The 22,755-nt window shown below is 65.9% G+C and carries 21 protein-coding genes, 1 tRNA gene and 1 pseudogene; 9 read left to right on the top strand and 14 right to left on the bottom strand.

The features are described from left to right. The first annotated feature begins 1 nt into the window (after window position 1). From VGK32_07110 to VGK32_07090, 5 genes are all read left to right on the top strand, one after another. Window positions 2–1,090, top strand: a complete 1,089-nt coding sequence (locus VGK32_07110) for a DUF3810 family protein (protein HEY3381518.1) — start codon at window positions 2–4, stop codon at window positions 1,088–1,090. Window position 1,091: 1 nt separating this feature from the next. After that, complete coding sequence (locus VGK32_07105; protein HEY3381517.1) at window positions 1,092–1,778, top strand: HAD family phosphatase; 687 nt, start codon at window positions 1,092–1,094, stop codon at window positions 1,776–1,778. Window positions 1,779–1,808: 30 nt separating this feature from the next. After that, entirely contained in the window at window positions 1,809–2,966 is a 1,158-nt protein-coding gene (locus VGK32_07100; GenBank protein HEY3381516.1) for a hypothetical protein, read from the top strand. A gap of 12 nt (window positions 2,967–2,978) precedes the next feature. After that, entirely contained in the window at window positions 2,979–3,296 is a 318-nt protein-coding gene (locus tag VGK32_07095) for an EscU/YscU/HrcU family type III secretion system export apparatus switch protein (GenBank protein ID HEY3381515.1), read from the top strand. Between the two features lie 146 nt (window positions 3,297–3,442). After that, window positions 3,443–5,026: a M20/M25/M40 family metallo-hydrolase gene (locus tag VGK32_07090; protein HEY3381514.1), complete on the top strand. Its 1,584-nt coding sequence runs from the start codon at window positions 3,443–3,445 to the stop codon at window positions 5,024–5,026. A 94-nt stretch (window positions 5,027–5,120) separates the two neighbouring features. Here the strand turns inward: VGK32_07090 and VGK32_07085 are convergent, their stop codons facing one another. Further along, the gene (locus VGK32_07085; GenBank protein HEY3381513.1) at window positions 5,121–6,101 is read right to left on the bottom strand and encodes a pyruvate kinase; all 981 of its coding nucleotides are present in this window, start codon (window positions 6,099–6,101) and stop codon (window positions 5,121–5,123) included. Between the two features lie 235 nt (window positions 6,102–6,336). Here VGK32_07085 and VGK32_07080 point away from each other — a divergent pair, with 235 nt between their 5' ends. Further along, on the top strand, window positions 6,337–6,705 hold the full coding sequence (locus VGK32_07080) for a DUF2007 domain-containing protein (GenBank protein ID HEY3381512.1): 369 nt from the start codon (window positions 6,337–6,339) through the stop codon (window positions 6,703–6,705). Window positions 6,706–6,818: 113 nt separating this feature from the next. Here VGK32_07080 and VGK32_07075 read toward each other — a convergent pair whose 3' ends face one another. The 3 genes and pseudogenes from VGK32_07075 to VGK32_07065 form a co-directional block, all read right to left on the bottom strand. Beyond that, window positions 6,819–7,664: an FKBP-type peptidyl-prolyl cis-trans isomerase gene (locus tag VGK32_07075; GenBank protein HEY3381511.1), complete on the bottom strand. Its 846-nt coding sequence runs from the start codon at window positions 7,662–7,664 to the stop codon at window positions 6,819–6,821. A gap of 55 nt (window positions 7,665–7,719) precedes the next feature. Then, window positions 7,720–8,037, bottom strand: a complete 318-nt coding sequence (locus VGK32_07070; GenBank protein ID HEY3381510.1) for an aminotransferase class I/II-fold pyridoxal phosphate-dependent enzyme — start codon at window positions 8,035–8,037, stop codon at window positions 7,720–7,722. Between the two features lie 79 nt (window positions 8,038–8,116). Continuing rightward, window positions 8,117–8,317, bottom strand: a pseudogene (locus VGK32_07065) (aminotransferase class I/II-fold pyridoxal phosphate-dependent enzyme). Window positions 8,318–8,409: 92 nt separating this feature from the next. Here VGK32_07065 and VGK32_07060 point away from each other — a divergent pair. After that, the gene (locus VGK32_07060; GenBank protein ID HEY3381509.1) at window positions 8,410–9,105 is read left to right on the top strand and encodes a peroxiredoxin; all 696 of its coding nucleotides are present in this window, start codon (window positions 8,410–8,412) and stop codon (window positions 9,103–9,105) included. A gap of 78 nt (window positions 9,106–9,183) precedes the next feature. On the opposite strand, the gene VGK32_07055 is transcribed toward VGK32_07060, so the two are convergent. The 4 genes from VGK32_07055 to VGK32_07040 form a co-directional block, all read right to left on the bottom strand. Continuing rightward, the gene (locus VGK32_07055; GenBank protein ID HEY3381508.1) at window positions 9,184–11,622 is read right to left on the bottom strand and encodes a hypothetical protein; all 2,439 of its coding nucleotides are present in this window, start codon (window positions 11,620–11,622) and stop codon (window positions 9,184–9,186) included. Window positions 11,623–11,658: 36 nt separating this feature from the next. After that, the gene (locus VGK32_07050) at window positions 11,659–12,363 is read right to left on the bottom strand and encodes a hypothetical protein (protein HEY3381507.1); all 705 of its coding nucleotides are present in this window, start codon (window positions 12,361–12,363) and stop codon (window positions 11,659–11,661) included. A gap of 68 nt (window positions 12,364–12,431) precedes the next feature. Beyond that, window positions 12,432–12,899, bottom strand: a complete 468-nt coding sequence (locus tag VGK32_07045; GenBank protein ID HEY3381506.1) for a response regulator — start codon at window positions 12,897–12,899, stop codon at window positions 12,432–12,434. Continuing rightward, on the bottom strand, window positions 12,880–16,326 hold the full coding sequence (locus tag VGK32_07040; GenBank protein ID HEY3381505.1) for a two-component regulator propeller domain-containing protein: 3,447 nt from the start codon (window positions 16,324–16,326) through the stop codon (window positions 12,880–12,882). Before VGK32_07040 ends, VGK32_07045 begins: the two co-directional genes overlap by 20 nt. A 162-nt stretch (window positions 16,327–16,488) precedes the next feature. Here VGK32_07040 and VGK32_07035 point away from each other — a divergent pair, with 162 nt between their 5' ends. Then, window positions 16,489–17,586, top strand: coding sequence for a tetratricopeptide repeat protein (locus VGK32_07035; GenBank protein HEY3381504.1), 1,098 nt, complete (start codon window positions 16,489–16,491; stop codon window positions 17,584–17,586). 31 nt (window positions 17,587–17,617) lie between these two features. Here VGK32_07035 and VGK32_07030 read toward each other — a convergent pair. The 6 genes from VGK32_07030 to VGK32_07005 form a co-directional block, all read right to left on the bottom strand. Then, a tRNA-Phe gene (locus tag VGK32_07030) sits at window positions 17,618–17,693 on the bottom strand. A gap of 74 nt (window positions 17,694–17,767) precedes the next feature. Continuing rightward, window positions 17,768–19,291 (bottom strand): aldehyde dehydrogenase (NADP(+)), encoded by a 1,524-nt coding sequence (locus VGK32_07025; GenBank protein ID HEY3381503.1) that lies wholly within the window; start codon window positions 19,289–19,291, stop codon window positions 17,768–17,770. Continuing rightward, window positions 19,288–19,845: a TIGR00730 family Rossman fold protein gene (locus VGK32_07020; protein HEY3381502.1), complete on the bottom strand. Its 558-nt coding sequence runs from the start codon at window positions 19,843–19,845 to the stop codon at window positions 19,288–19,290. Before VGK32_07020 ends, VGK32_07025 begins: the two co-directional genes overlap by 4 nt. Before the next feature lie 4 nt (window positions 19,846–19,849). Further along, window positions 19,850–20,875 carry a recombinase RecA gene (recA, locus tag VGK32_07015; GenBank protein HEY3381501.1) on the bottom strand — a complete coding sequence of 342 codons (1,026 nt, stop codon included), beginning with the start codon at window positions 20,873–20,875 and terminating at the stop codon, window positions 19,850–19,852. Between the two features lie 153 nt (window positions 20,876–21,028). Continuing rightward, complete coding sequence (locus tag VGK32_07010) at window positions 21,029–21,778, bottom strand: metal-dependent hydrolase (protein ID HEY3381500.1); 750 nt, start codon at window positions 21,776–21,778, stop codon at window positions 21,029–21,031. A 43-nt stretch (window positions 21,779–21,821) separates the two neighbouring features. Continuing rightward, entirely contained in the window at window positions 21,822–22,115 is a 294-nt protein-coding gene (locus VGK32_07005; GenBank protein ID HEY3381499.1) for a DciA family protein, read from the bottom strand. Window positions 22,116–22,159: 44 nt separating this feature from the next. On the opposite strand from VGK32_07005, the gene VGK32_07000 reads away from it, so the two are divergent. Then, entirely contained in the window at window positions 22,160–22,741 is a 582-nt protein-coding gene (locus tag VGK32_07000; protein ID HEY3381498.1) for a Maf family protein, read from the top strand. The last annotated feature ends 14 nt before the right edge of the window (window positions 22,742–22,755 follow it).

Genomic DNA, 22,755 nt, shown 5'->3' with positions numbered 1-22,755 from the left:
CATGTTGCGGACTCTCCGCGCCGGTCTCGTTCTGATGGCGCTCGCGGTGGCGCTCGTACCGTGGCCCGCGTCCTGGGTCGAGTTCGGCTACTCCGAGCGGATCTACCTGTCGATTCAGCACGCCCTCACCTCCTGGTCCAACGCCTGTCCGTTTGCCGTGACCGACGCCCTGTTGCTGGTGCTCGTCGCTGGACTGGTGACGACGGGCGTCTGGATGATTCGTGACCGCAGAGAAGTGGGCACCCTGCAGGCGATGTGGCGCCTGGTCGTCCGCGTGCTTCCGGTTCTGTCGGTGGTCTATCTCGTGTTCATCGGGTTCTGGGGCCTCAACTACCGACGCGAACCGCTCCGGACTCGCCTCGACTTCTCGAGGCAGCGCGTCACCCCGGTGTCGGCGCGCGCGATGGCCGAACAGGTGCTCTCCCGTGTCAACGCGCTGTACCACGCCGCTCGGGGTGGCGCGGCTGCCCAATGGGATGCGTTGCCGACGGTGCTCGGTCCCGCGTTTGGGCGTGTCCAGCGGCAACTGGCGGCCGTAGACCCCGCAGTACCTGGAGTACCGAAGCGTTCGGTCCTGACGCTGTATCTGGAGCGGGCCGGCGTCTCGGGCGTCACCAACCCGTTCGCGCTCGAAGTCGTCGTCGATCAGTCGTTGTTGCCGTTCGAGCGTGCCTTTGTGGCGGCGCACGAGTGGGCGCACCTGGCAGGCTATGCGGACGAATCGGAGGCAAACTTCGTTGGCTGGCTGACCTGTCTCCAGGGGCCGCCGGCCGCGGAGTACAGCGGAGACCTGGTCCTGCTGCTGCACCTGCTCGGGGCCGTCACACCCGCAGAACGGACCGCGCTCGTGCAAACGCTGGAGAAGGGCCCACGCGACGACGTGCGGGCGATGGGCAGACGAGAGGCGCGGATCTGGCCGCTACTCCAGCGTCCTGCGTGGTGGCTCTACGACCGGTATCTGCTCGCCAACCACGTGGAACAGGGCGTGCGGAGCTATGGCGCGGCACTCGAACTCTTCCTTGGGACTCGGTACGCAAGTGGCTGGGTGCCCCAGCACGCGACAGGACGCTCCGGCGCGGGAGCGAGCTGACATGACGATTCCATCCCGATTCCAGCCGCCGGTGACTCGACCGGCGGCGATCATCTTCGACATGGACGGGGTGCTGGTCGATTCCGAGCCCGTCCATCTCGAGGCCGTCCGTTGCCTGTTGGCCGATCACGGCGTCGACTATCCGCTGCAGCACGAGGAGAACTTCTACGGATGCACGGATCGCGAGGTGTTCCGTATTCTGAAGGCGCGCTACGGGTTGGCTGCGAGCGAGGGCGATCTGGCCCGCGCCTGGATTGACCGTGTCGTGGCCCTTTTGCCCGGACGACTCGGGCCGATGACAGGCGTGCCTGATGTGTTGCGGACTCTCCGTCAAAAGGGGATTCGCCTGGCACTCGCGTCATCGTCGGCACCCGCGATCATCGCGACCACGCTGGACCAGTTGGGATTGAAGGCGTCGTTCGAGTTGATCGTGTCGGGCCATGACGTAGCTTGCGGGAAACCGGCTCCCGACATCTTCCTGGAGGCGGCCCGGCGCCTCGGCCTTGCGCCTGCCGACTGCCTGGTCATCGAGGATTCCTTCAACGGGCTCTGCGCGGCATCGGCGGCTGGCATGCCGTGCGTCGTCGTGCCCTGTGGTTCGACCGCCGGGCAGGATTTCTCTGGTGCGACGATCAGGCTCAGGACGCTCGAGGAATTGCCGCGCTGGCTGGGAGAGGTGCAGTTGTAGCGCGGGTCGTTGGACCCTGCCGCGGTGACCATGGAAATCAGCCGAATCGACCCGACGCTGCTCCGGGCTCTGCTGGCCGACACGACGACGCTGTCGGACGCGTTCGTCGTCGGGCAGCATCTGACCGGCCAGGTGTTGCAGGCGTTGGCCGACAATCGGTTCTTGCTGGCGTTCGGCAACCGCCGGGTGATTGCGGACGCCAAACTGCCGCTATCGCCGGGACAGGACATCTCGGTCGAGGTCATGAAGACCGGCGACTCAATCGAACTGCGCCTCGAACAACAACTACTGCAGCAGCCAGCGTCTCAGAAAGGCGGAGAGAGCTATGGGCTGGCGGCGCTGCTGAACGCGATATCGTCGCGGGGGCTGAGGACTCCCACCCCGGACGTGGTCGGACTCCTGCGCGCGCTCGCCGCGATGACAGAGGCCGGAAACCCGGCCTTGCAGCCGCAACTGGCCGATGCGCTCGCTCGCCTGGCTCAACCCGTGTTTCCGTTGGGCGACCGGGAGACGATCGTCGCGGCGCTTCGGGTGTGGCTGCAGAACAGCGGAGTTCTGTTCGAGTCGCATCTCTGGTCGGCGCTGACTGGAACTCCGCCATTGCCCGCTGAGCAGGCACTGGCCGCACTGCAGGACGATCTGAAGGTGCTGCTCGGCAAGCTCTCCACTGCCATCGCGACGAGCGAGAGTCAGGGCGGCCAGGCGGCTGCGCAGTTGGCCGGGCCGGCGAACGAAGCGCTCGCCGGCAGCCTGCTGGCACAGCAGGTGGCGTTCGCCTATCGCTGGATCACCGAAGGTGCGGCGTCGTTCGAAGTCCCGATCCAGCTCCCGGGCGAGGAAGCCCGTGCCAGGGTGTTCGTGCACCGGGACCGCGATGCGGAGGGCACTCCGGGCCAGGCAGCGCCGGTCAGCATCAGCGTCCTGGTGCCGTCCGAAACCCTGGGGCCAATCGAGGCAAATGCCAGATGGCAGGCGGGGACTCTCGACGGGGTGTTCTTCGTCGAACGCGATTCGACCCGTACGGTACTGCTCGGCGGGCTCGACGGCCTGGCGATGAAGCTGGGGGCGCTGTTCAAGTCGGTGTCGCTCGACGTGTGCGTCGATGTCGCGCGGGTGCATCGTGCCGGCGGATCTGCCATCGAGCCGAGGCCGCTGCCGGGAGGCTCCGTGGTGAACATCCGGGTGTGAGGACGAGCCAGTATGACCGATGATCGTAAGCGCCGGAACCGCGCCGCCGCGCTGCGGTACGAGCGCGGCGAGGATCTCGCGCCGCGCGTGGTGGCGAAGGGGCAGGGCCTCATCGCCGATACGATCCTGGCGATCGCGGCGGAGCACGGCATTCCGGTGCACAAGGACCCGGCGCTCGTGGACGTGCTCTCGCGGCTCGACGTCGACCAGTACATTCCTCCTGAGTTGTACCTCGTGGTTGCGGAAGTCCTCGCCTTCATCTACCGGGCCCAGGCTGCTGCGGGCGGTGCACCTGCGCCTGCCTCGAACTCCCCATCGGCCGCGCGGTAAGTGCGCCCGCCAAGAGGAGCGGGCATCCATCTGCGCGTGCGGCGCCTTGACTTCGCCTCTCCGGTCCGGTAAATGCGGGCGGCGGGTCCGTCGTAATAGAGGATGCCCTCGGTCTCCCTTTTTCGTTCACATTTCCAGGAGTCGCCATGAACCGACTGGTTCCGAGCGGGCGTCCGTCCCGCCGGCTGCTGATGTTGCTCGCGCTCGTTGTCGTCCTGGTTGTGCCCGTCGCGGCTCAGATGGCCGTGAGTCCGGAGCGCGTGGACTACGATGCCGTCTACCGCATCAAGGACGAGGGCCTGCAGCGTTCCCAGGTCATGGACCTGATGAGCTACGCAACCGACGTCTACGGCCCGCGGCTGACGGGGTCGCCGTATCGGAAGGCGTTCGTGGACTGGGCCCAGAAGACGTTCACCGGATGGGGGCTGGTGAACTTCCACACAGAACCGGTGCCGAACTTCGGCCGAGGGTGGAGCAACGAGCGTTTTTCGGCGCACGTCGTCTCCGGTCAGCCGTACGTGCTCATCGGCCAGCCGAAGGCCTGGACGCCGGGCACGAACGGTGCGGTGACGGCTGAAGCCGTCATCGCCGTGATCGAGAACGAGCAGGACATGGCGAAGTTCAAGGGGCAGCTCAAAGGGAAGTTCGTGCTGTCGATGCCGAAGCGTGATTTGACGACACCGTTCGAGCCGATCGCCAAGCGCCTCACCGATACCGATCTGGCCAACGTATCGATGCAGCCGGATCCTCGTCAGGATGGACGCCGGCCGGGCGGTGGTCCAGCAGGGAACCGCGAGTTCCGCCAGAAGCTGGCCACGTTCTACCTCGAAGAGGGCGCTGTTGCCGTTCTCGATGCGAGCCGCGGGGAAGCCGGCACGGTCGGTGTCGGCAGCGGCGGATCCCAGGATCCGAAGGCTGCGCCGGTGGCCTGCCAGGTGTCGCTGACCCCGGAACACTACAACCGGATCTACCGGACCTTGGAGAAGAAGATCCCGGTCACGATCGAGATGAACGTGCAGAACACGTTCCACGACGACGCGCAGGCTCTCAACATCGTCGCGGAGATTCCTGGAACGGACAAGGCGACTGAGGTTGTGATGCTCGGTGGGCACTGGGATTCCTGGCACGGCGGGACGGGCGCAGCCGACAACGCGGCCGGATTCGTCACGATGATGGAGGCGGTCCGGATCCTGAAGGCGACGGGCGTGAAGCTGCGGCGGACCGTGCGCATCGCGCTCTGGGACGGGGAGGAGCAGGGGCTGCTCGGATCGCGCGCCTACGTGAAGGATCACTTCGCGGACCGCGAGACGATGGCGCTCAAGCCGGAGCATGGGAAGTTCGCGGCCTACTTCAACATCGACAACGGTACGGGCACCGCGCGTGGCGTGTATCTCCAGGGCAACGAGGCGGTGGCGCCCATCTTCGCCCAGTGGATGGAGCCGTTCCGAAACATGGGAATGACAACGCTGGCGATCCGAAACACGGGCGGCACGGATCACTTGTCGTTCGATGCGGTGGGGCTGCCAGGGTTCCAGTTCATCCAGGACCCTGTGCAGTACGGTCGCACCTATCACACGAACATGGATACCTACGAACGGATTGAGTCGACCGACATGATGCGGAATGCGGTCATCGTGGCGTCGTTCGTATACCAGGCGGCCAACCGCGAGCAGTTGCTGCCGCGCAAGCCGCTCCCGGCAGCGGCCCCGGCCGGCCCGCGTTCTCGGTAGCACTCGAAGCACTCCGGCACAGGGTTCGCTGGGCTCGCGAGCCCGGGCGAACTCTGTCTTGGAGATGTGCCGTCTACAAACGGTGGACGTCGCGTCAGGGGCGGAATGAATCAAGGAGCGCGGCGGCGGTGGAGACGGCGTGAACCGGATCGTTGCCGACCGCGGTCTCATCCGACAGGACGATGCCGGCATAGCCTCGCGAGACCAGATCGAACAGGTGGCACACCTCGGAGCGCGTAGGCTCTCGATGTTCCGTGAGGTGTTCGAGCACCTGTCCGGCCATGAGCACCGGCACCGGCAACTGACGGGGATCCAGTGCGCCCACGAACGACGCGAGCGCCGCCGGCCCGAGTTGAGCCCCGAGATCGCCTCGGCAGATCCAGATCTCATCCACGCGCGCGGCGATCGTCGCGGAGTCCCTGGCCGCCTCGCCGCGCTCGATCTTCCCGATGACGCGGCAACCCGGCACCGCCTGTCGCAGCCACTCGCTCTCGCTTCCGTCCAGCATGAACGAGAACGCGAGCGCGCGTACGCCGTGCTGGCTCGCGACGCGGCAGGCGTCGCGGTCGCGCTCGCTCAGCCTGCGCAGCCTGATGGGGTGCTGCTCGACGTTGACGCCCTTTCTCGGCAGGAGTTGACCATCGCACAGGGCACGAGCGTCCAGCCACTCCTGCCCCGCCTCGATGACCTCGAAGCGCATCCTCCCGTCATCGACCGTCAGCGTGTCGCCTTGTGCCACCTGTCCGTAGATCTCGGGATGGGGAAGTGGGACCTCCGCGTCGGCCTTCGATGAGAAACGCACGCGTTCGCCCGCGGTGACCCGGCGAGCGACACGCAGGCCGAGCCGCATCTTCGCGCCCTGCAGATCCACAACGAGGGGAACCTCGGGGCAGGCATCGTGCGCAAGGCTCAGGAGGCTGGCAAGTTCGGCACCGTCGAGGTGCGACGCGTTGATGCGGAACCTGGTGGCGCCCGCGTCGGCCAGCGAACGCACCGACGAACGGGAGGCAGGTCCGATGGTTGCAACGACCTGTGCGGAGTGGACGGCGTCCGAAACGGGAGACGAGATCACCATAGACGACAAGAGCCCATCGCCGTTGATCCCGCCAGCCGGCCCCCATCGGCTGACAGGACGTTCGGGCGATGGGCCGCTGACCTTTCTTTGAGCAAGCGCGGTGCCAGCAGGATAGCGAATCATCATGTCTCCGTTTCCCGCGGAAATCAACGCGCCATCCGCGGCCCTTGCGGCCCGACATCCCGGACTCCCGGCACGTCGCCGAGGATCCGGTGCCGGCATTACAATAGCGGCCATGGACCCACAAGACGATGCCGTCGAGGTGTACGCCGGGGCGTCATGGCAGGCGGGCCAGATCCAGGAACTGCTCGAGAACGCTGGCATCCTGGCGTTCCTCAAGGACGAACAGATGGGGTGGCTCGAGGCGCCCGCGCTGTCTGCCGCGGGATTGGACGCGGTGAAGGTCGTCGTATCCCGCACCGACCTGCAGCGCGCCGAGCAGGTCGTCCGGGACTTCGGCGGTCAGGCGGGTCTTCGCGACGAGGGGCCCGCACCCACGATCGAGATGGCAATGGCCCCGTGGAAGTGCTCACGGTGCCAGGAACACGTGGAGGGGCAGTTCGAGGTGTGCTGGAACTGCGGTGCCGCCAAAGAGCGAGAATGACGGCGGACTGGGAGAAAGGCGGATTGGCGGAACGCGTGACCGTGGGGAGGATGAAGGGACGCGGGGCGGCACGGGCTCCAACCGCGCCGGTTGCTGCCGCGTCCCTGCGATTTCTACTTGGCGTCGATGGAGATGAGCTCGACGTCGAACACGAGCATCCCCTTCGGGCGGCCTTCCTGGCCCTGGTACGCCAGCTTCTCCGGGACCCAGAATCGGCAAGCCTGGCCGGGCACCATGAGTTGCACGCCTTCCGTCCAACCGGCGATGACCTTGTCCAGCGGGAACTTCGACGGCGCACCCTTGACGACCGAGCTGTCGAACATCTTGCCGTCTGTCGTCCAGCCCGAGTAGTGCACGGTGACGGTGCTGCTCTTCGCGGGGTGGTCGTTGCCGTTGCCAGCCTTGAGCGTCTTGTAGGTCAGGCCCGACTTGGTCTTCTGCGCATCGGCCGGCGGCGTTGCCACGTCTGCGGGCGTCGCCGGTGCCGCGACGATGTCGAGCAGAACGACCTCGAGCAGGATCGGACCCGCCGGCTTGCCGGCCGCGCCGCCAAATGCCAGCTTCTCCGGCAACCACAGCTTGGTCTTCTGGCCGGTCGTCATCAGCTTCAGGCCTTCAGAGAGTCCGGGCAGGATGATTTGGCTCATCTGCATCGGTCGGACGGGCGGCGGCCCGCTGAACGACTTGCCGTCCTTCGTCCAGCCATTGAACGCGACCTTGACCAGATCGGTGTCGGTCGGCTTGACCGAACCGCTGCCGGGGGTCACCACCTTGAAGGCGAGCCCGGACGCGGTCTTCTGAGCATCGGCGGGCGGAGTCACGACATCCGCCGCGGTGACGGCCGGCGACTGCGACGCGGCGGCCGGCTGCTGCGCCAGCACCGCGTGGGGGAAGCAGAGCGCGCATGCAGACACGAGCACGAATACGACGAGTGAACACTTTGAGAGTGATGAAGTCATAACCTCTTATCGTCGCAGTTTTTTGGAATCCGGCGCAACGAAAATCGAGTGGGCGTCAGACCCGGCAGAGTCTCGCGGCAGCTTGCTCCAGCGTCCCGTCCTTCTTGGCAAAACAGAATCGAAGGACGGGCGGCGCCTCGCTGTTGTGCAGGAATGCCGACGTGGGGATCGACGCAACCCGATGCTCGCGGAGCAGCCTCATGGCGAATCCGCGGTCGGGCTCACGGGTGGTGGCCGCGTGGTCGAGGAGTTGGAAGTAGGTGCCACGGCACGGGATGGGCTTGAACCGCGAGCCGGCGATCAGCGCGAGGAAGCGGTCGCGCTTGCCCTGATAGAAGGTCGCGAGGTCCTCGTAGCTGGTTCGTGCGCGCACGAACTCGGCATAGGCGAGTTGCGATGGCGCAGAAGAGCGCTTCTGTCGCTCCTGAGGTGATGGTGATTTCGGTGGCCGGGTCGTACGTCGCGCCGTACTGGGCGGCGATCTTCCCGGCGATGGCCTCCCTGAGCGCAAGGACACCCTGCATGGGTGCGTACTGGTTGTTGCCCTGCTTCATGTGCGCGTGAACGGCCGCCACCAGCGCGGGGTCGCAGTCGAAGTCGGGGAAGCCCTGCGCGAGGTTGATGGCGCCGTGCTCGACCGCCTGCCGCGTCATCACTGTGAAGATGGTGACGCCAACCTCCGGCAGCTTCGACATAACGGCCGACAGCGCAGACGGCATGCACGCGCTCCTCGGACCAAGAGCAGATGATGGTATTCTACGCGAGACGGACTCAGCCGTCCGTCGGTCGGTCCATCGTGTTTCCAGGAGGGCCTGTGGCCGAAAGCGCTGTGACCCAGACGGGGCTCAAGCTCGGGCAGAAGGTGCCCGACTTCGAGCTGACGACGTACGATCCGATCAAGGACGACTTCGGGAGCTTCTCCCTGGCCGGGCAGATCGCCAACAAGCGTTGGACAATCCTGTTCTTCTACCCAGCCGACTTCACATTCGTTTGAGCGACCGAATTCGCTGCTCTGGCAGAGCAGCAGGATCGGTTCGCGAAGATGGGATGTGACGTGGTCACGGTCAGCACCGACACGCAGTTCGTGCACCTGGCCTGGAAGAAGAACGAGAAGGAACTCGCGGCCGTGAAATACCCGATGGGGGCCGACCCGACGGGGAGGCTCTCGAGGATGTTCGGTGTCTACGACGAGGCAACCGGACTGGCGCTTCGCGGCACCTTTGTGATCAATCCCGAAGGCGTGCTGCTCAACAGCGAAGTCAATTTCTACAACCTTGGCCGGAACATCGACGAGCTGATGCGCAAGTTCAAGGCGAACGTGTACCTGGGACGGAAGACGAACGAGGTCTGCCCGTCGAAATGGAAGGAAGAGGGCGACAAGACGCTCGTGAATCCCGGCGCCAAGATGGTCGGGAAGGTGCACGAGGCGCTCAACCAGTAGACCCACACCGACCCGGCCGTCAGCACCCGCTGGCGGCCGGGATTCTCGTCGTCCCCGCGCGTTCGCCCGGACGCGGGTTCACTGTCCCTCGAACCGCTGTCTTCGTTCCGCCTTCTTGTTGATCGCGTTGGCGTCGAGTGCCCACATGCCGCGGCCGTGCGTGGCGATGACGATCACGTTGTCGCGCGGATGGATGACCAGGTCGTGCACGTAAGTGGTCGGGAGGCCGCCGCCCAGGACCGACCAGCTCTTTCCTCCGTCGGTCGTCACGTAGACGCCAGTATCCGTCCCGACGTACAGGATCTGCTTGTCCACCGGGTCTTCTCGGATCACGTTGACGGGCCCAAGCGGGATGCCAGACGCAATGCTCGTCCACGTCTTGCCGAAGTCGATCGACTTCCAGACGTAGGGTGTGAAGTCGTCATCACGCTTGCCGTTCTGAGTCATGTAGACGGTACCCAGGCTGTAGGCCGACGCGATGAGCCGCGAAACCCACCGTCGAGGTGCCGCCCCGGCAGAAATCTCCGCCCAGGTCTTTCCGCCATCCTTCGTCACGTGCACCCGCCCGTCGTCCGTGCCGGCATAGAGCAGACCGGGCCGGAGGGGTGACTCGGACAAGGCGAAGATTGTGTGATACGGGATGTCGCCCTTCTCCGTCGCGGCGCCACGGGTCAGGTCGGGGCTGATGACCTCCCACGTGTCGCCGTGGTCGCGCGACATCAACACGTACTGCATGCCGTGGTAGAGGATGCTGCCGCTGTGCGGCGACAGGATGGTCGGCGCGAGCCATTCGCCGCGGAACGACGATTCGTCAGGGTAGCGCGCCGGGAGGAGGTCCTTGCTCCGGTTCCTCCCCGAGATGCTCAGGTCGGTGCGAGAGAGGGTCCCGTAGAAACCCGACGAGTAGACGATGTTCGGATTGGACGGGTCGATCGCGTGGGTCGAGCCCTCACCTCCGGGAGTTTCCTCGAAGTCGATCGCCGGAATCTTGTCTCGGCCAGCCGACAGGTCGACGATGCCACGGAAGCTGCCGTGGTCCTGCGACGAGCCATAGACGTGGAATGGCGTGGCCATGTCGAAGGCGACGTTGAAGAACTGCGTGACCGGGAGATTCTGCTGATAGGCCTCGGCCGCCCCCATCACGCGGGGCCCGCCAAGGGCGTGCTTCCACGTCTTGCCGCGGTCGTACGAGATCGCAAGACCCTGGTCGAACACGTTGACGAGGTAGTTCGAATTGGCGGGATCGATCCACAGGCCGTGATGGTCGCCGCCGGGTGTGTCGAGGCTTCGGAACGTCTTCCCCCCGTCATTCGATACGTTGAGGCCAAGGCCCATGGTGTAAACAGTATTCACGTCGTTTGGATCGACGCGGATCTGTCCGAACACCCACCCGTAGGTGTTGGAACTGCGCTCCATGAACTTCTTCTGCTCCGGACTCGCCATGCCGCTCACCTGGGTCCAGTGCTCGCCCTTGTCATCCGAGCGATAGACCGTCGCGCCCTTGATGTACCCGCTCGATGGAATGCCGTAGGGATCGGTCTTCTCTTCTTCGGTCGGCTCGCGCGCGACTTCGTAGTTGTCCACCAGCGCGTACAGGGTGTTCGACCGCGTCAGACAGACATCGAGACCGATCCGGCCGCGATGCTTCGGAGCGGGCAGGCCGGCGTTGATGGCCCTCCACGTCTTGCCGCCGTCAGTGGTCTTCTGGATGCCGCTTCCCGAGTAGTCCGCGAAATTCCGTGGGTCATTCCACTTGAGCCGGGTCCGCTGCCAGGTGGCCGCGTAGAGCGTGTTCGGGTCGGATGGATCCATCACGAGGTCGATCGCCCCCGTCGTCGCGTCGACGAACAGGACCTTCTGCCAGGTCCTTCCGCCGTCCGCCGTCTTGTAGATGCCACGCTCGGCGTTCGTGGTCCACTCGTGGCCGGAGGCGGCCACGTAGACGATGTCCGGGTTCGTGGGGTGAATGACGATTCGCGGAATTGTGTAGGTGTCGGCCAGGCCCATGTGCTGCCAGGTCTTGCCCGCGTCCACCGACTTGTACACCCCGATCCCTGCCTGCGAGCTTCGGAAGATGTTGGCCTCGCCGGTTCCCATCCACACGATGGCGGGGTTCGACGGGGCGATGGTGACGTCCCCGATGGTCGTGGCCGGGCCGTTCTGAAAGACGGGCTGCCAGGTGGTTGCCTCATTCTCCGTCTTCCACAGGCCGCCGGTTGCGGTGGCGACGTAGATTGCATAGTACTTGCCGCGCGGCGCGGCAACCGCGATGTCGACGCAGCGACCGCTGACGTTCCGCGGCCCGACCCATTGCCACTTGACATCCTTGAACGGTGAGGCCTGTGCCATCGTCTCGTGCTGCTTGAAGCCGTTCAAGCGGAGCGCCGGATCCGTGGACGTGACGCGCTGAGGATCCTGCGCAGCTCGGGCCGTGAGCATCGTCGGAAGCGCTCCGCCGACGAGCGTGAGGAAGATGAGAGGGAGACCAGACCTGACCAACCGTCCGATGAGTGCCATGAGCCCTCCTTGAGGAGCAGGGGAATTGTACAGGAGTCAGGACCCGGAGGGCGGTGTCGCGTAGCGGGTTTCGAACTCCTCGCGGCTCGAGAGGCCGTCGAGCAGCGCAACGAGGCCCTTCTGGTGGGTGATGGAGATCCAGCGCTCGATCTCGAACTTGGCGGTCATGTACGCCAGCGCCCGGTGCTCGCGAAAGCCCTCCGGGGTCGCGATGTCGGACAACCGGATCGGTGCGTCACTCTGGAGGCGCCGGTCGAAGGCGCGGCGCGAATACTCCGGCCGCCAGTCGTTCTGCATCGCCACGCCCTCGTTGAACCACAGAGGAATGATCGCTTCGTAACGCACTGTTCGGACGCGGGCGCGCATCTCGGCGTGGGTCCACTCGTGCGCGATCACGTCGGCATTGAAGCCGCGTGGCGAGAGGAGGATCCACGAGCCGACTACCGAGAGGTGCGTCAGTCCGGTTCCGGTCAGGCTCCCGCCGAACAAGCGGGCATAGCGCGGGCTGCTGACTGCCACAATCAGCGGGCGCGAGCGCACGTCACCGAAGAGAGCCTTGACGCGTTGGCGCGCACGGACTGTCTCCCGTTCGAGCGTGACCCGGACGTCCGCAGGAATCGCCGGGTCGGCGTAGAGGCGATTTCCAGACGTCGTCAGGGTCGTGAACGGGATCAGCAGGAATCGACCGGCCGAGTAGAGGGTGAGATGAAGCGAGCAGGCGACGAACGTCAGGAGGACCAACGCTCCGACGATCGTCCGGGGGCGGAGACGGTGTCGTCTTCGGAGCCGCGATGCCGTGCCAGGCACGGTCACCCGACCTCGGGTGTGACGCGCAGTGGCGGTGGGGGCTGGTTGAGCAGCAGCCAGTACAGTCCAAGTTGCGCGACCGCCTGCGTGAACTGCTCGAAATCGACCGGTTTGACGATGTAGCTATTGACGCCCAGGCGGTAGCTCTCGATGAGATCCCGTTCCTCCCGCGACGACGTCAGCATCACCACCGGGATCGTGCGGGTCCGGGGATCGGTCTTCACGCGTCGAAGGACGTCGAGGCCATCGAGTTTCGGGAGCTTGAGGTCCAGCAGGATCAGGCGAGGGGGAGCCTCCGTGGACCGAGCTGCGTAGGCGCCGGTGCTGAATAGAAAGTCGAGCGCCTCGACGCCGTCCCTGACCACGGCAATCTCGTTGGCGAGACGGTGCTCGCGCAGGCCGTACAACGCCAGCTCGGCGTCGTTCTCGTTGTCCTCGACGAGGAGGATCTCAACAGGGGCGCCGCTCATCACCGCCTCCCTCACCTTGTCCATCTTGGGTCGCCGGACCGTCACGGCCAATGGTGAACCAGAATGTGGCGCCCTGATTTGGCACACCATGCGCCCACACGCGCCCGCCGTGACGATGCACGATTCGCTGTACGATGGCTAGACCCACACCGGTTCCGTCGTACTGTTCCGCGGTGTGGAGCCGCTGGAATACGCCGAACAGCTTGCTGGCGTACGTCATGTCGAAGCCAGCTCCCGTGTCCCTGACGAAGTACGACACGACGCCGTCGACGACCTCGCTCCCGACCTCGATCCGCGCTGGGTCGAACCCGCGGGTGAACTTGAGGGCGTTGCCCAGCAGGTTCAGCCAGACCTGTTTCAGCAGCGCCCGATCGCCGTCGCACACGGGAAGATCGCCTATCGAGATCGTGATCGCCCGCTCGCCCCGTTCCGCCGCGAGTGCGATTAGCACGCGCTCGACGAGGTCCCGCATGTCCACCTCTCGCCGGGTGAGCGGCTGGCGGCCAAGGCGCGAAAACGCCAGGAGGTCGTCGATCAACCTCGCCATCTGCGCGGTGCTCTCGCGCACGAGGCCGAGGTAGCGAACGGTCTTCGGATGGAACGACTCTCCCTGTTCTGTGAGCGCCAGCTTGGAGAAGCCGTCAATCGCGCGCAGCGGCGTGCGGAGATCGTGCGAAACGGAATAGGAGAACGCTTCGAGTTCCTGGTTGGCGGCCTCGAGTTGCGCGGTACGGCTCTGGACCCGCCGCTCCAGATCGGCGTTCAACTGTTGCAGCGCTGCCTGTGAGGCCTCGAGCTGCCGCAGTGTGTCCTGGCGCTCATCGCCAAGCCGTTGCAGCGCCTCGTTGATGGCCCGCTGGCGGGCCAGTTCCCGTCGGTGTGCGCGTGTCCGGAGCTGCACGAAGCCAATCACGAGGCCCGCGCCGACCATCCAGTAGGACAGCTGAGCCGTCCTCGTTCGCCACCACGGTGGCTCGATGATGATCCGGATTGCGCGAGGCGTGCGGTTCCAGATCCCCTCGTTGTTCGATCCAGTGACCCTGAGCACGTACTCGCCCGGTGGAAGCCCCGTGTAGCGTGCCTCGCGGTGGGTACTGTCCACCAGATTCCAGTTGGGCGACGGATCGAATCCATCGAGCCTGTACCGGAACTGGTTCTTAGCGGGAAAACGATAATTGAGCGCGGAGAACTCAATGGCGAACGAGCGGTGCTGCGGTCCAAGGACAAGCGGATCCGTCCGATCGATATCCCGCACGAGCGGCGAGCCCGGTGCCCCAACGTCCACGACCGTGCTGCCGAGCATCAGGGCCGTCAACACGACGCGCGGCGCGAGGCGGTTCTCGGTCAGTCTGGACGGGTCGAAGAGGATCAGTCCGTCGGCCCCGCCGAAACAGAGGCGACCGTCGCGCAGGCGCAGCGCCGTCTTGTAGGAGAAGGACGAACTCACGAAACCGTCCTCGGCCGTGTACGTCCTGAACTCGCCGGTGACCGGATCCCGTCGCGACAGTCCCCGGTCCGTGGCGACCCAGAGCGCACGGTCACGGTCCTCGACGATGGCCCGCACGGCGTTGCTCGCGAGACGATCGGCTTCGCTGTAGCGGCGGACACTCGACGTCCGCGGGTCGATCGCATCCAGGCCGGAACTGGTTCCCACCCAGATGGTGCCCTGCTGGTCCTCGCAGATCGTCCAGGCGCTGTCTCCGCTGAGGGAGGCGGGATCAGAAGGGTTGGTGCGGAACACGCTCATCGTTCCGTCCGGCTTCACTCGAGCCAGACCGTGGCCGTACGTGGCGATCCAGTAGCTGCCGTCAGCGCCCACCAGGAAGTCGAGCACGCCGTAGAGTCGGTTCCCGTCGATCACCAGCGGCACGCGGTGAATGGTCTTGGTGGCGGCGTCGTATCGGTGGAGCGAGCCCTCGGTCGTGCCGATCCAGATCCGGTCCTGGCGATCTCGATACACGGTGCGGACGTTGTTCGAGTCGAGACCATCGGGACGCTGCGGGTCGTGCTGAAATCGGGTGACCCTGTTCGTGTCGGGATCGATCCGTGCCACGCCGCCCCGGACCGTGGCGACCCAGATTGCGCCGTCGCCACCGACCGCGACGCTTCGAACAAAGTTGTCGGGCAGGCTATTGGGATCTCCGGGTTGATAGGCGAAGTGCCGCGCCTGGCCCGTCGTCGGGTCGACCCGGTCCACTCCAGCGCCGTCGGTCCCCACCCAGAGCGCGCCCGCTGCATCCTCGGCCACGCCGAACATGTTGTTGCGGGCGAGGCTGTCGGCGGCGCCAGGGACACTCCGGAGGGACGCAACGGGCGATGCTCCGGGGTCGTACCGGTAGACCGCGTCACCCTGCGGAGCCGCCCAGATGCCGCCGGCGTCGTCGACGAGGAGGGATCGGATCTGATTCGTCGCAAATGCGCCCGGGACCCCCGGGACCCCGACGATGCGCTGTGTCGTCCCAGTGGCCAGCTCGTATCGAACAACGCCGTCGCTGGTGCCGAACCAGTAATAGCGGCCATCCCTGCTGTAACCGACGGCCCTGATATAGCTGAGCAACTCCGGGGCCACCTGCCCCTTCTCGTTCAACAACGGGGCGAACCGATGCGAGGCCCGATCGAACCACACCGCGCCTGACTCGGTGCCAACGAGCAACCGGTTGCCTTCAGCCAATCTCACGAGATTGACCAGCACCGGAGCGGCAGCCCCACGGACAGCTGGCGCCGGGTCGAAGCGGACCGCGCGCCCGGTCCTCTTATCGAACGCGTCGAGACCTGCGTTGGTGGCGAGCCACAGTGTACCGTCCGTATCCTCGCAGATGTCGTGGATCGCGTTGCTGCTGATCGTGGTCGGGTCGTCGCGGCGGTTGACGAAGTGCGTGACCGTCCCGGTCTTCGGATCGATGCGATCGAGTCCGACCGTGCCGGCCCAGACGATGCCGGCGCGGTCAACCCGGAGGCCATTGACCACGTTGCGGGCGATGCTCCCTGGATCGCCCGGGCGATTCCGATAGACGACAAAGCGGCCCGTGATCGGATCGACCCGGCCCAAGCCATTGTCGGTCGAGACCCAGATCGCGCCCGACGCGTCCTCAGCGAGTTGCGTGCTGTAGACCGAGGCGGGGAGTCCGGAAGCTATCGGCTCCGGTCGGTAGAGCCGGGCACGGTAGCCGTCGAAGCGGTACAACCCGCTGTCAGTCGCGAACCAGATGAACCCACGGCGATCCTGGATCATCTCGAACACGATCGCGCGTGGGATCGGCATGCGCTCGAAGCGGATGTACGGGTCGAGCGTCCGAGGCGGGACAAACTTCTGCTGGGCCGGCTCGGCGACAACGGCAGCCGCCGCGAGGGCCAGCCCGATGAATGCGGTCCGTGCTGAGTTGCGCACGGCGCGATGGGGCGGTCGGGTCGAACGTGTGTCTGCCATTCAGGCCTCACACGCTGGCAACGACGTCAGCACGGGAGTTTAGGAGACGTGGCGCCCGGAAGGAGCGATGGGCGAGCCACAGTATAGACCGAATTGCTGGGTTTGCGACTGGAACCGCAGACGGCGCTTGCACCAGCCACCCTTGGCGTGACACGCTTGCGCATGCCGTCGACACAAGAACGCGCGCGCGCCCTGGCAATTGCACAAGATTTCGGCCCTGAGTCGCTGGAATTGAACCGCCAACTCGTGGCAGAGAACCCGGACGACACGGGTTCGCGTACACGGCTGGCCCGATGCCTGCTCGAGGCCGGTCGCCTCGACGAGAGCGAAACCGAGTACCGGGAGGTGCTCCGCCGTGACCCGCGCCACCTCATCGCGGGTGGCGGATTGGCGGCCGTCGAACGGCTGCGCCACCCGATGCAGGTGGAGGTGACGCCGACGCGCGTGCGGCGTGCGCCGCGCGTGGCTAAAGACACGGAGCCGCGGCCGGTGCGAGCCGCGACCGCCCCGGCGGCAGCGCCGGCCGAGCCAGTTCCTCTGAGCTTCGCCGGCTTCGAGAAGCGAGCCTTCACCGAGTTGTGCCTCTGCGCCCGGGGCGACATCGCGGCGCGCTTCGGCCCTCGCGTGCAGGACCTGCTCCGACGCGTGAATACCCTGGGCTCCGCCGTCGAGGCGGCGTCGGTGCGCGAGGCGGGACACAAGCAGTTGTTCCGCGTGAGTCGCAGCGATGTGCACGCGCAACATGGCCACTGGTTCGCGTTCAGCCATGGGGGACGATGGGAGCCGCAGTTCAATATCGGGATGTTCGGCGGGAGCCGGCACGGCGATGATTGGCTTCGCGTTGGCGTTGGCTTCAACCTGAACGACCGCGGCCACGATGCCGACCGCGCGGCAGGTCTGGTGCGCGTGCGCGCGCACTTCCGCCATTTTCAATCGCTGTTGTCGTCGCCCCGTGGGAGCCTGTACTCCGGCTGGATGATCAAGGAGGAGGGCCGTCTCCAGGGCCTCGACGGCAGCCCGCGACCAGACCCCAAGGATGTACCGCAGGGAGTCGAGGCGCTCCTGCATGCCGACCCCGGCTGTGGCGAGTTGATCTTCTTTGGCAAGTGGCTGACGCCCGATCAACCGGAGGATGCCGCTGTCCTCGCCGATCCCGTGGAGCTCGTCCGCACGATTGACCGCGTCATCACGGGTCTACTCCCGTTGTGGCGCGCGCTCTGGGAGAACCAGGCGCCGAGCAGCACCAAATACGAAGGATGAAGGAGGAAGGATGAAGGAGGAAGGAGGAAGGTGGTGGCGAGGGCCAGAATCGAACTGGCGACACTACGATTTTCAGTCGTATGCTCTACCAACTGAGCTACCTCGCCACGGAGAGGAAGAGCAACGCTCAGCGGAACCGAGATTATACCGAACTCGAGAGTCCAAAGTCGAGCGTCCTGGCTCACCGCTCCACGTCGGCACGCGTCAGCGCGCCGTTCAAGGTCCGCCAAATCCCTCGGTAGTTCCTGTCGCGCAGTTCGACCGGCAGCACCGCTTGCGGGAACGACTGGTAGCAGACCGGCCGGGCGAACCGGAGGATCGCGTCGGTGCCGACCGAGGTCGATCGCGCGTCGGTGGTCGCAGGATACGGTCCCCCGTGCTCTGTCGATGGACACACCTCGAGGCCGGTTGGGAAACCGTTGAACACCAGGCGCCCAGCCTTCTGCTGGAGCGTGCTCACCAACGCCGATTTGGCTGCCAGTTCCTGATCGCTGGCGTGGATTGTCGCGGTGAGTTGCCCGGGTAACGCCAGCGCGAGTTCTTCGAGTTCTCCATCGTCCTCCGCCTCGACCACGAGCGCCGCTGGTCCGAACATCTCGCTTCGCAAGCACTCGTCCTCGACGAACCGGGTCATCGTGGTCCGGAGGACAACCGCGTGGCCCTCGGAAGTCGCGCCAGTACCACTCGACCGACCGGCGACCAGCACGTCGCACCGCGCGCGCACACGGTCGACCGCCGCGCGATAGCTCGAGGCCAAGGCGGGGGAGAGCATCCGGCCGGGCGCCACTGATGAGATCTCGTCCGCGAGACGTTGCGCGAATCGCTCGAACGCCGGGCCCCGCACGGCAACGACAACGCCGGGCTTCGTGCAGAATTGACCGACGCCGAGTGTCATGGACGCGGCAAATGCCTCAGCCAGTTCCTCGGCGTGGCCTTCGAGCGCCGAAGCCAGCAGGAACACCGGGTTCAGGCTGCCCATCTCGGCGAAGACCGAGATAGGGTCGGGACGTGATGCCGCCAGGTCGAACAGTGCTCGCCCCCCACGAAGCGAACCGGTGAATGCGACGGCGCGAACGAGTGGGTGCCTGACCAGGGACAGGCCGACTTCATGGCTCTCGCCGTGAACGGCAGTGAAGACGCCGCGGGGCAGGCCTACGGCCGCTACTGCGCGGCACACGGCCGCGACGGCCATGTCCGCCGTGCGGGCGTGCGCGGGATGCGGCTTCATGACGACCGGACAACCCGACGCGAGCGCCGACGCGGTATCTCCCCCCGCGGCGCAAAAAGCAAGAGGGAAGTTGCTGGCGCCGAAGACGGCCACCGGGCCGATTGGCACGAGCAGGCGGCGGAGATCGGGCTTTGGAGTTGGACGTCGATCGGCAATGGCCGTGTCGATCCGTGCGTCCACCCAGGACCCTTCCTCCACGAGGGCCGCGAACATCTCCAACTGCCCGACGGTTCGCGCTCGTTCGCCGACCAGGCGCTGGAGCGGCAAGGCCGTCTCGGCAGCGGCCGAGTCGAGGAGCGCGTCGCCGAGCGCCTGAAGCTCCCGCGCGATGCCCCGCAGGAGCGACGCGCGAGTCGCCGGCCCGGCGGACGCGAGGGCGGGAAACGCGTCGTGGGCGGCGCGCACGGCTTGGCTCACGTCCTCCGGTGTGGATTCGGCCAACCCGGAGTCACTCTCGGCATCACGGCGATTCGTCATGGCTGGTTCATCACCAGATCGAGCAGTCGCTCCACGTCATCCTCCACGATGACGTCGCGGCCCGTGCTGTACAGGAATCCCTCGCGGCGCGCCCGCGCAAAGAGCGCAAGCAGGCCGTCGTAGTACCCGGCGACGTTCAACAGCGCGCAGGGTTTGTTGTGCAAGCCGAGCTGCGCCCACGTGAGCACCTCGCAGAACTCGTCGAGCGTGCCGTAGCCGCCGGGCAGCGCGACGAACGCATCGGCCAGATCGGCCATCAGCGCCTTCCGCTCGTGCATGGAGCGGACGATGCGGAGGTCGGTGAGGCCGCGGTGTGCGCGCTCGCGGTCGACGAGTTGTTGAGGGATGACGCCGATCACTTCGCCGCCGCCTTCGATCGCGGCATCCGCCAGCAACCGCATCAGGCCGATGTTGCTGCCGCCGTAGACGAGTCCGAGGCCGCGGGCGGCAAGCCCGCGGCCGAGCGAGACGGCCGCCGCGCCGTACGCGCCAAGCACTCCGTCGCTCGACGCGCAGAAGACGCAGATGCGGGTGAGGGTCCTCGGACGTGGCACCGCGTCAGGCTTCGGCCGCTTCTTCGTGGGTGAGCCCCATCTCCTTGCGGAGACGATCCTCGATGGCCTGCGTGACCTCGGGGTTGTCGCGCAGGTACTGCTTGACGTTCTCGCGTCCCTGGCCGAGCCGATCGCCGCTGTAGGCGAACCACGTGCCGCTCTTGTCCACGATCTTCCGCTCGACAGCCGAATCGAGGAGGTCACCCTCGCGCGAGATCCCCTCGCCGTAGAGAATGTCGAACTCCGCCTCGCGAAATGGCGGCGCCACCTTGTTCTTCACCACCTTGACGCGGGTGCGGCCGCCGATGATGACATCGCCGTCCTTGATGGTCGCGATGCGCCGGATGTCGAGGCGCACCGACGCGTAGAACTTGAGCGCGCGCCCGCCCGTCGTCGTCTCGGGGTTGCCGAACATGACGCCGATCTTCTCGCGCAACTGGTTGATGAAGACGAGGCAGGTCTTCGACTTCGAGACGACGCCCGTGAGCTTGCGAAGCGCCTGTGACATGAGCCGGGCCTGGAGACCCATTTGGGCTTCGCCCATCTCGCCTTCAATTTCCGCCCGTGGCACGAGCGCGGCGACCGAGTCCACCACGACCACGTCCACGCCGCCCGATCGGACGAGGACTTCGACGATCTCGAGCGCCTGCTCGCCATTGTCCGGCTGTGAGACCAGCAGGTTGTCGAGATCAACACCGAGCTTTCGGGCGTAGGTGGCGTCGAGCGCATGTTCCGCGTCCACGAAGGCCGCCATGCCGCCGAGTTTCTGGGCCTGCGCGATCACCTGGAGCGCGAGCGTCGTCTTGCCCGACGACTCGGGCCCGAAGATCTCGACCACGCGGCCACGCGGCACGCCGCCGATGCCCAGTGCGAAGTCGAGACTGATCGATCCGGTGGGAATGGCATCGACCGGCGCGATCGCGCCCTTGACGCCGAGCCGCATGATGGACCCCTTGCCAAACTGCTTCTCGATTTGACTGACGGCGACATCCAGGGCCTTACTGCGTTCGTTGCGATCGTCGGCGGCCATCGGCGCTCCTCTCCAGGTTCCAGTTCGACCCCGGCGCTTACCGCCACGGGGTCACATCGTCTGACCTTCTCAGCCCCAGCATTCTAGAGGCGTGCCGGCTGTAATGTCAAGCGAAAGAGACTTGCGTGAGATGAATAAATACCTATTACATAGTTATTTGGAGGTGTATGGACTTTCGCCATCATCGACCGGCGACGGTGGGGACGGCGAGAATTTCGTCGCCTCGGCCGGCGCCGTGTGGCAGGAACTGCCGCGGGGCGGCGCTTGAAGCCGGCCCGGCCCCCGGAGTCGCCACGCCAGGAGCGCCAATGGAACGAGAATCGCCCACTCACGAAGGAGGGAGGTGGTATTCAGCCACCAGTATCTTCTCAACCACACGTGTCGGGCGAGACTTCCGAAGACGCTGACCGGCGACACGTAGTACTCGGAACTGAACGGCCACAGGGCCATGATGCCGATCGGCGGCGACGTGTCTTCGGTCAGCCAGTCGACCAGCACGTGAGAACCGTAGGCGGCGGCGATGCCAACGACGAACACCGCGGCAACTCTCGATCGCGGCCGCACCACGATGAAGCCGACCGCGAGGACGATCAGCGCCGCGCCGAGGCTGTGGGTGTACTGGCTATGGCGGTCGACCAGCAAGTCCAGATCCGGGGCGCACCCGGCGATCGCGAATGCGAGGGTTGGGCCCCACCGCTCGAGCCACCGAGTCCTCGCCCCCCCGGCACCCGCACCATCAGCACCATCAGCACCTCTGGCACCCGCACCTTCAGCACCATCAGCACCTCTGGCACCCGCACCTTCAGCACCATAAGCACCTCTGGCACCTCCAGCACCAGCACCTTCGGCACCATCAGCACCTCTGGCACCTCCAGCACCCGAGATCACCCACCCGACCGCCATCCCGGCCAACGCGTGTCCCACGGGACTCGCCACGTCTGCTCCTTTACTCCTTGCCGCTCTTGCCCAGGATCTTCACACTCGCCACTTCGTCGGCGCCCACCAGGTCCCGCAGCCTGGATAGGATGAGGGCTTGCGAGCGTTTGAGCTCTCGACGCCATGTGGCGTCAGGGGCCACCACCTGCACGACCTTGTGGTCGTCCATCGAAACCGTGGTGACCCGGTCGATGGCTGCACCGACAGCGACGCGCCAGGCCAACCGGAGTTTGCCGGGCGACATCGGGCCCTGTCGGAGGAGTATGCGGACCGCGTTGGGGAGAACCGAGGACAGTGAATCCAAGATGTCCGTATTCTCTCATTGATTGGACCATGTAAGATCGTTCCGTGCGTCTGATTCTTGCGTCTGGCTCACCACGTCGCGCTCAGTTGCTGGCCGCCGCCGGCTTCGAGTTCGAGGTCCGCCCCGCGGAGGTGGACGAGCGAACGCGCGATGGCGAATGCGCGGCGGAGTATGTCGTACGGCTGGCCGTCGCCAAGGCGCGGACGGTTGAGGCGCCGCCCGAAGCCGTCGTGCTCGGGGCCGACACGGCGGTGGTCGTGGATGGCCTCATCCTCGGGAAACCCGTGGATGAGGCGGACGCGGTCCGGATGCTGCATCTGCTGTCCGCACGTGAGCACGAGGTGCTGACAGGCGTAGCGCTGAGGCACGGGATGGACGAGGTGTCGGCGGTGGACACCAGCCGAGTCCGATTCCTGCCTCTCAGTTCCCGGGAGATCAGTTGGTACGTCGCTTCGGGCGAACCGGCGGACAAGGCGGGCGCCTACGCCGTGCAAGGGCTGGCGTCGCGATTCGTCGACCGAATCGTCGGCTCGTACTCCAACGTGGTGGGCCTGCCCGTCGCGCGCGTCTGGCAGATGATGCGGCAGATGGGGTTCAAGGGTGGCGGAGAATCGGCAGGCGATTGACCCATTCGGCGCCA

Source organism: Vicinamibacterales bacterium, assembly GCA_036504215.1.
In the GTDB taxonomy this organism is placed as follows: Bacteria; Acidobacteriota; Vicinamibacteria; order Vicinamibacterales; family Fen-181; genus FEN-299.
Note: the sequence above shows the minus strand (reverse complement) of the source record. Positions and strands in the feature narration are given on the sequence as shown.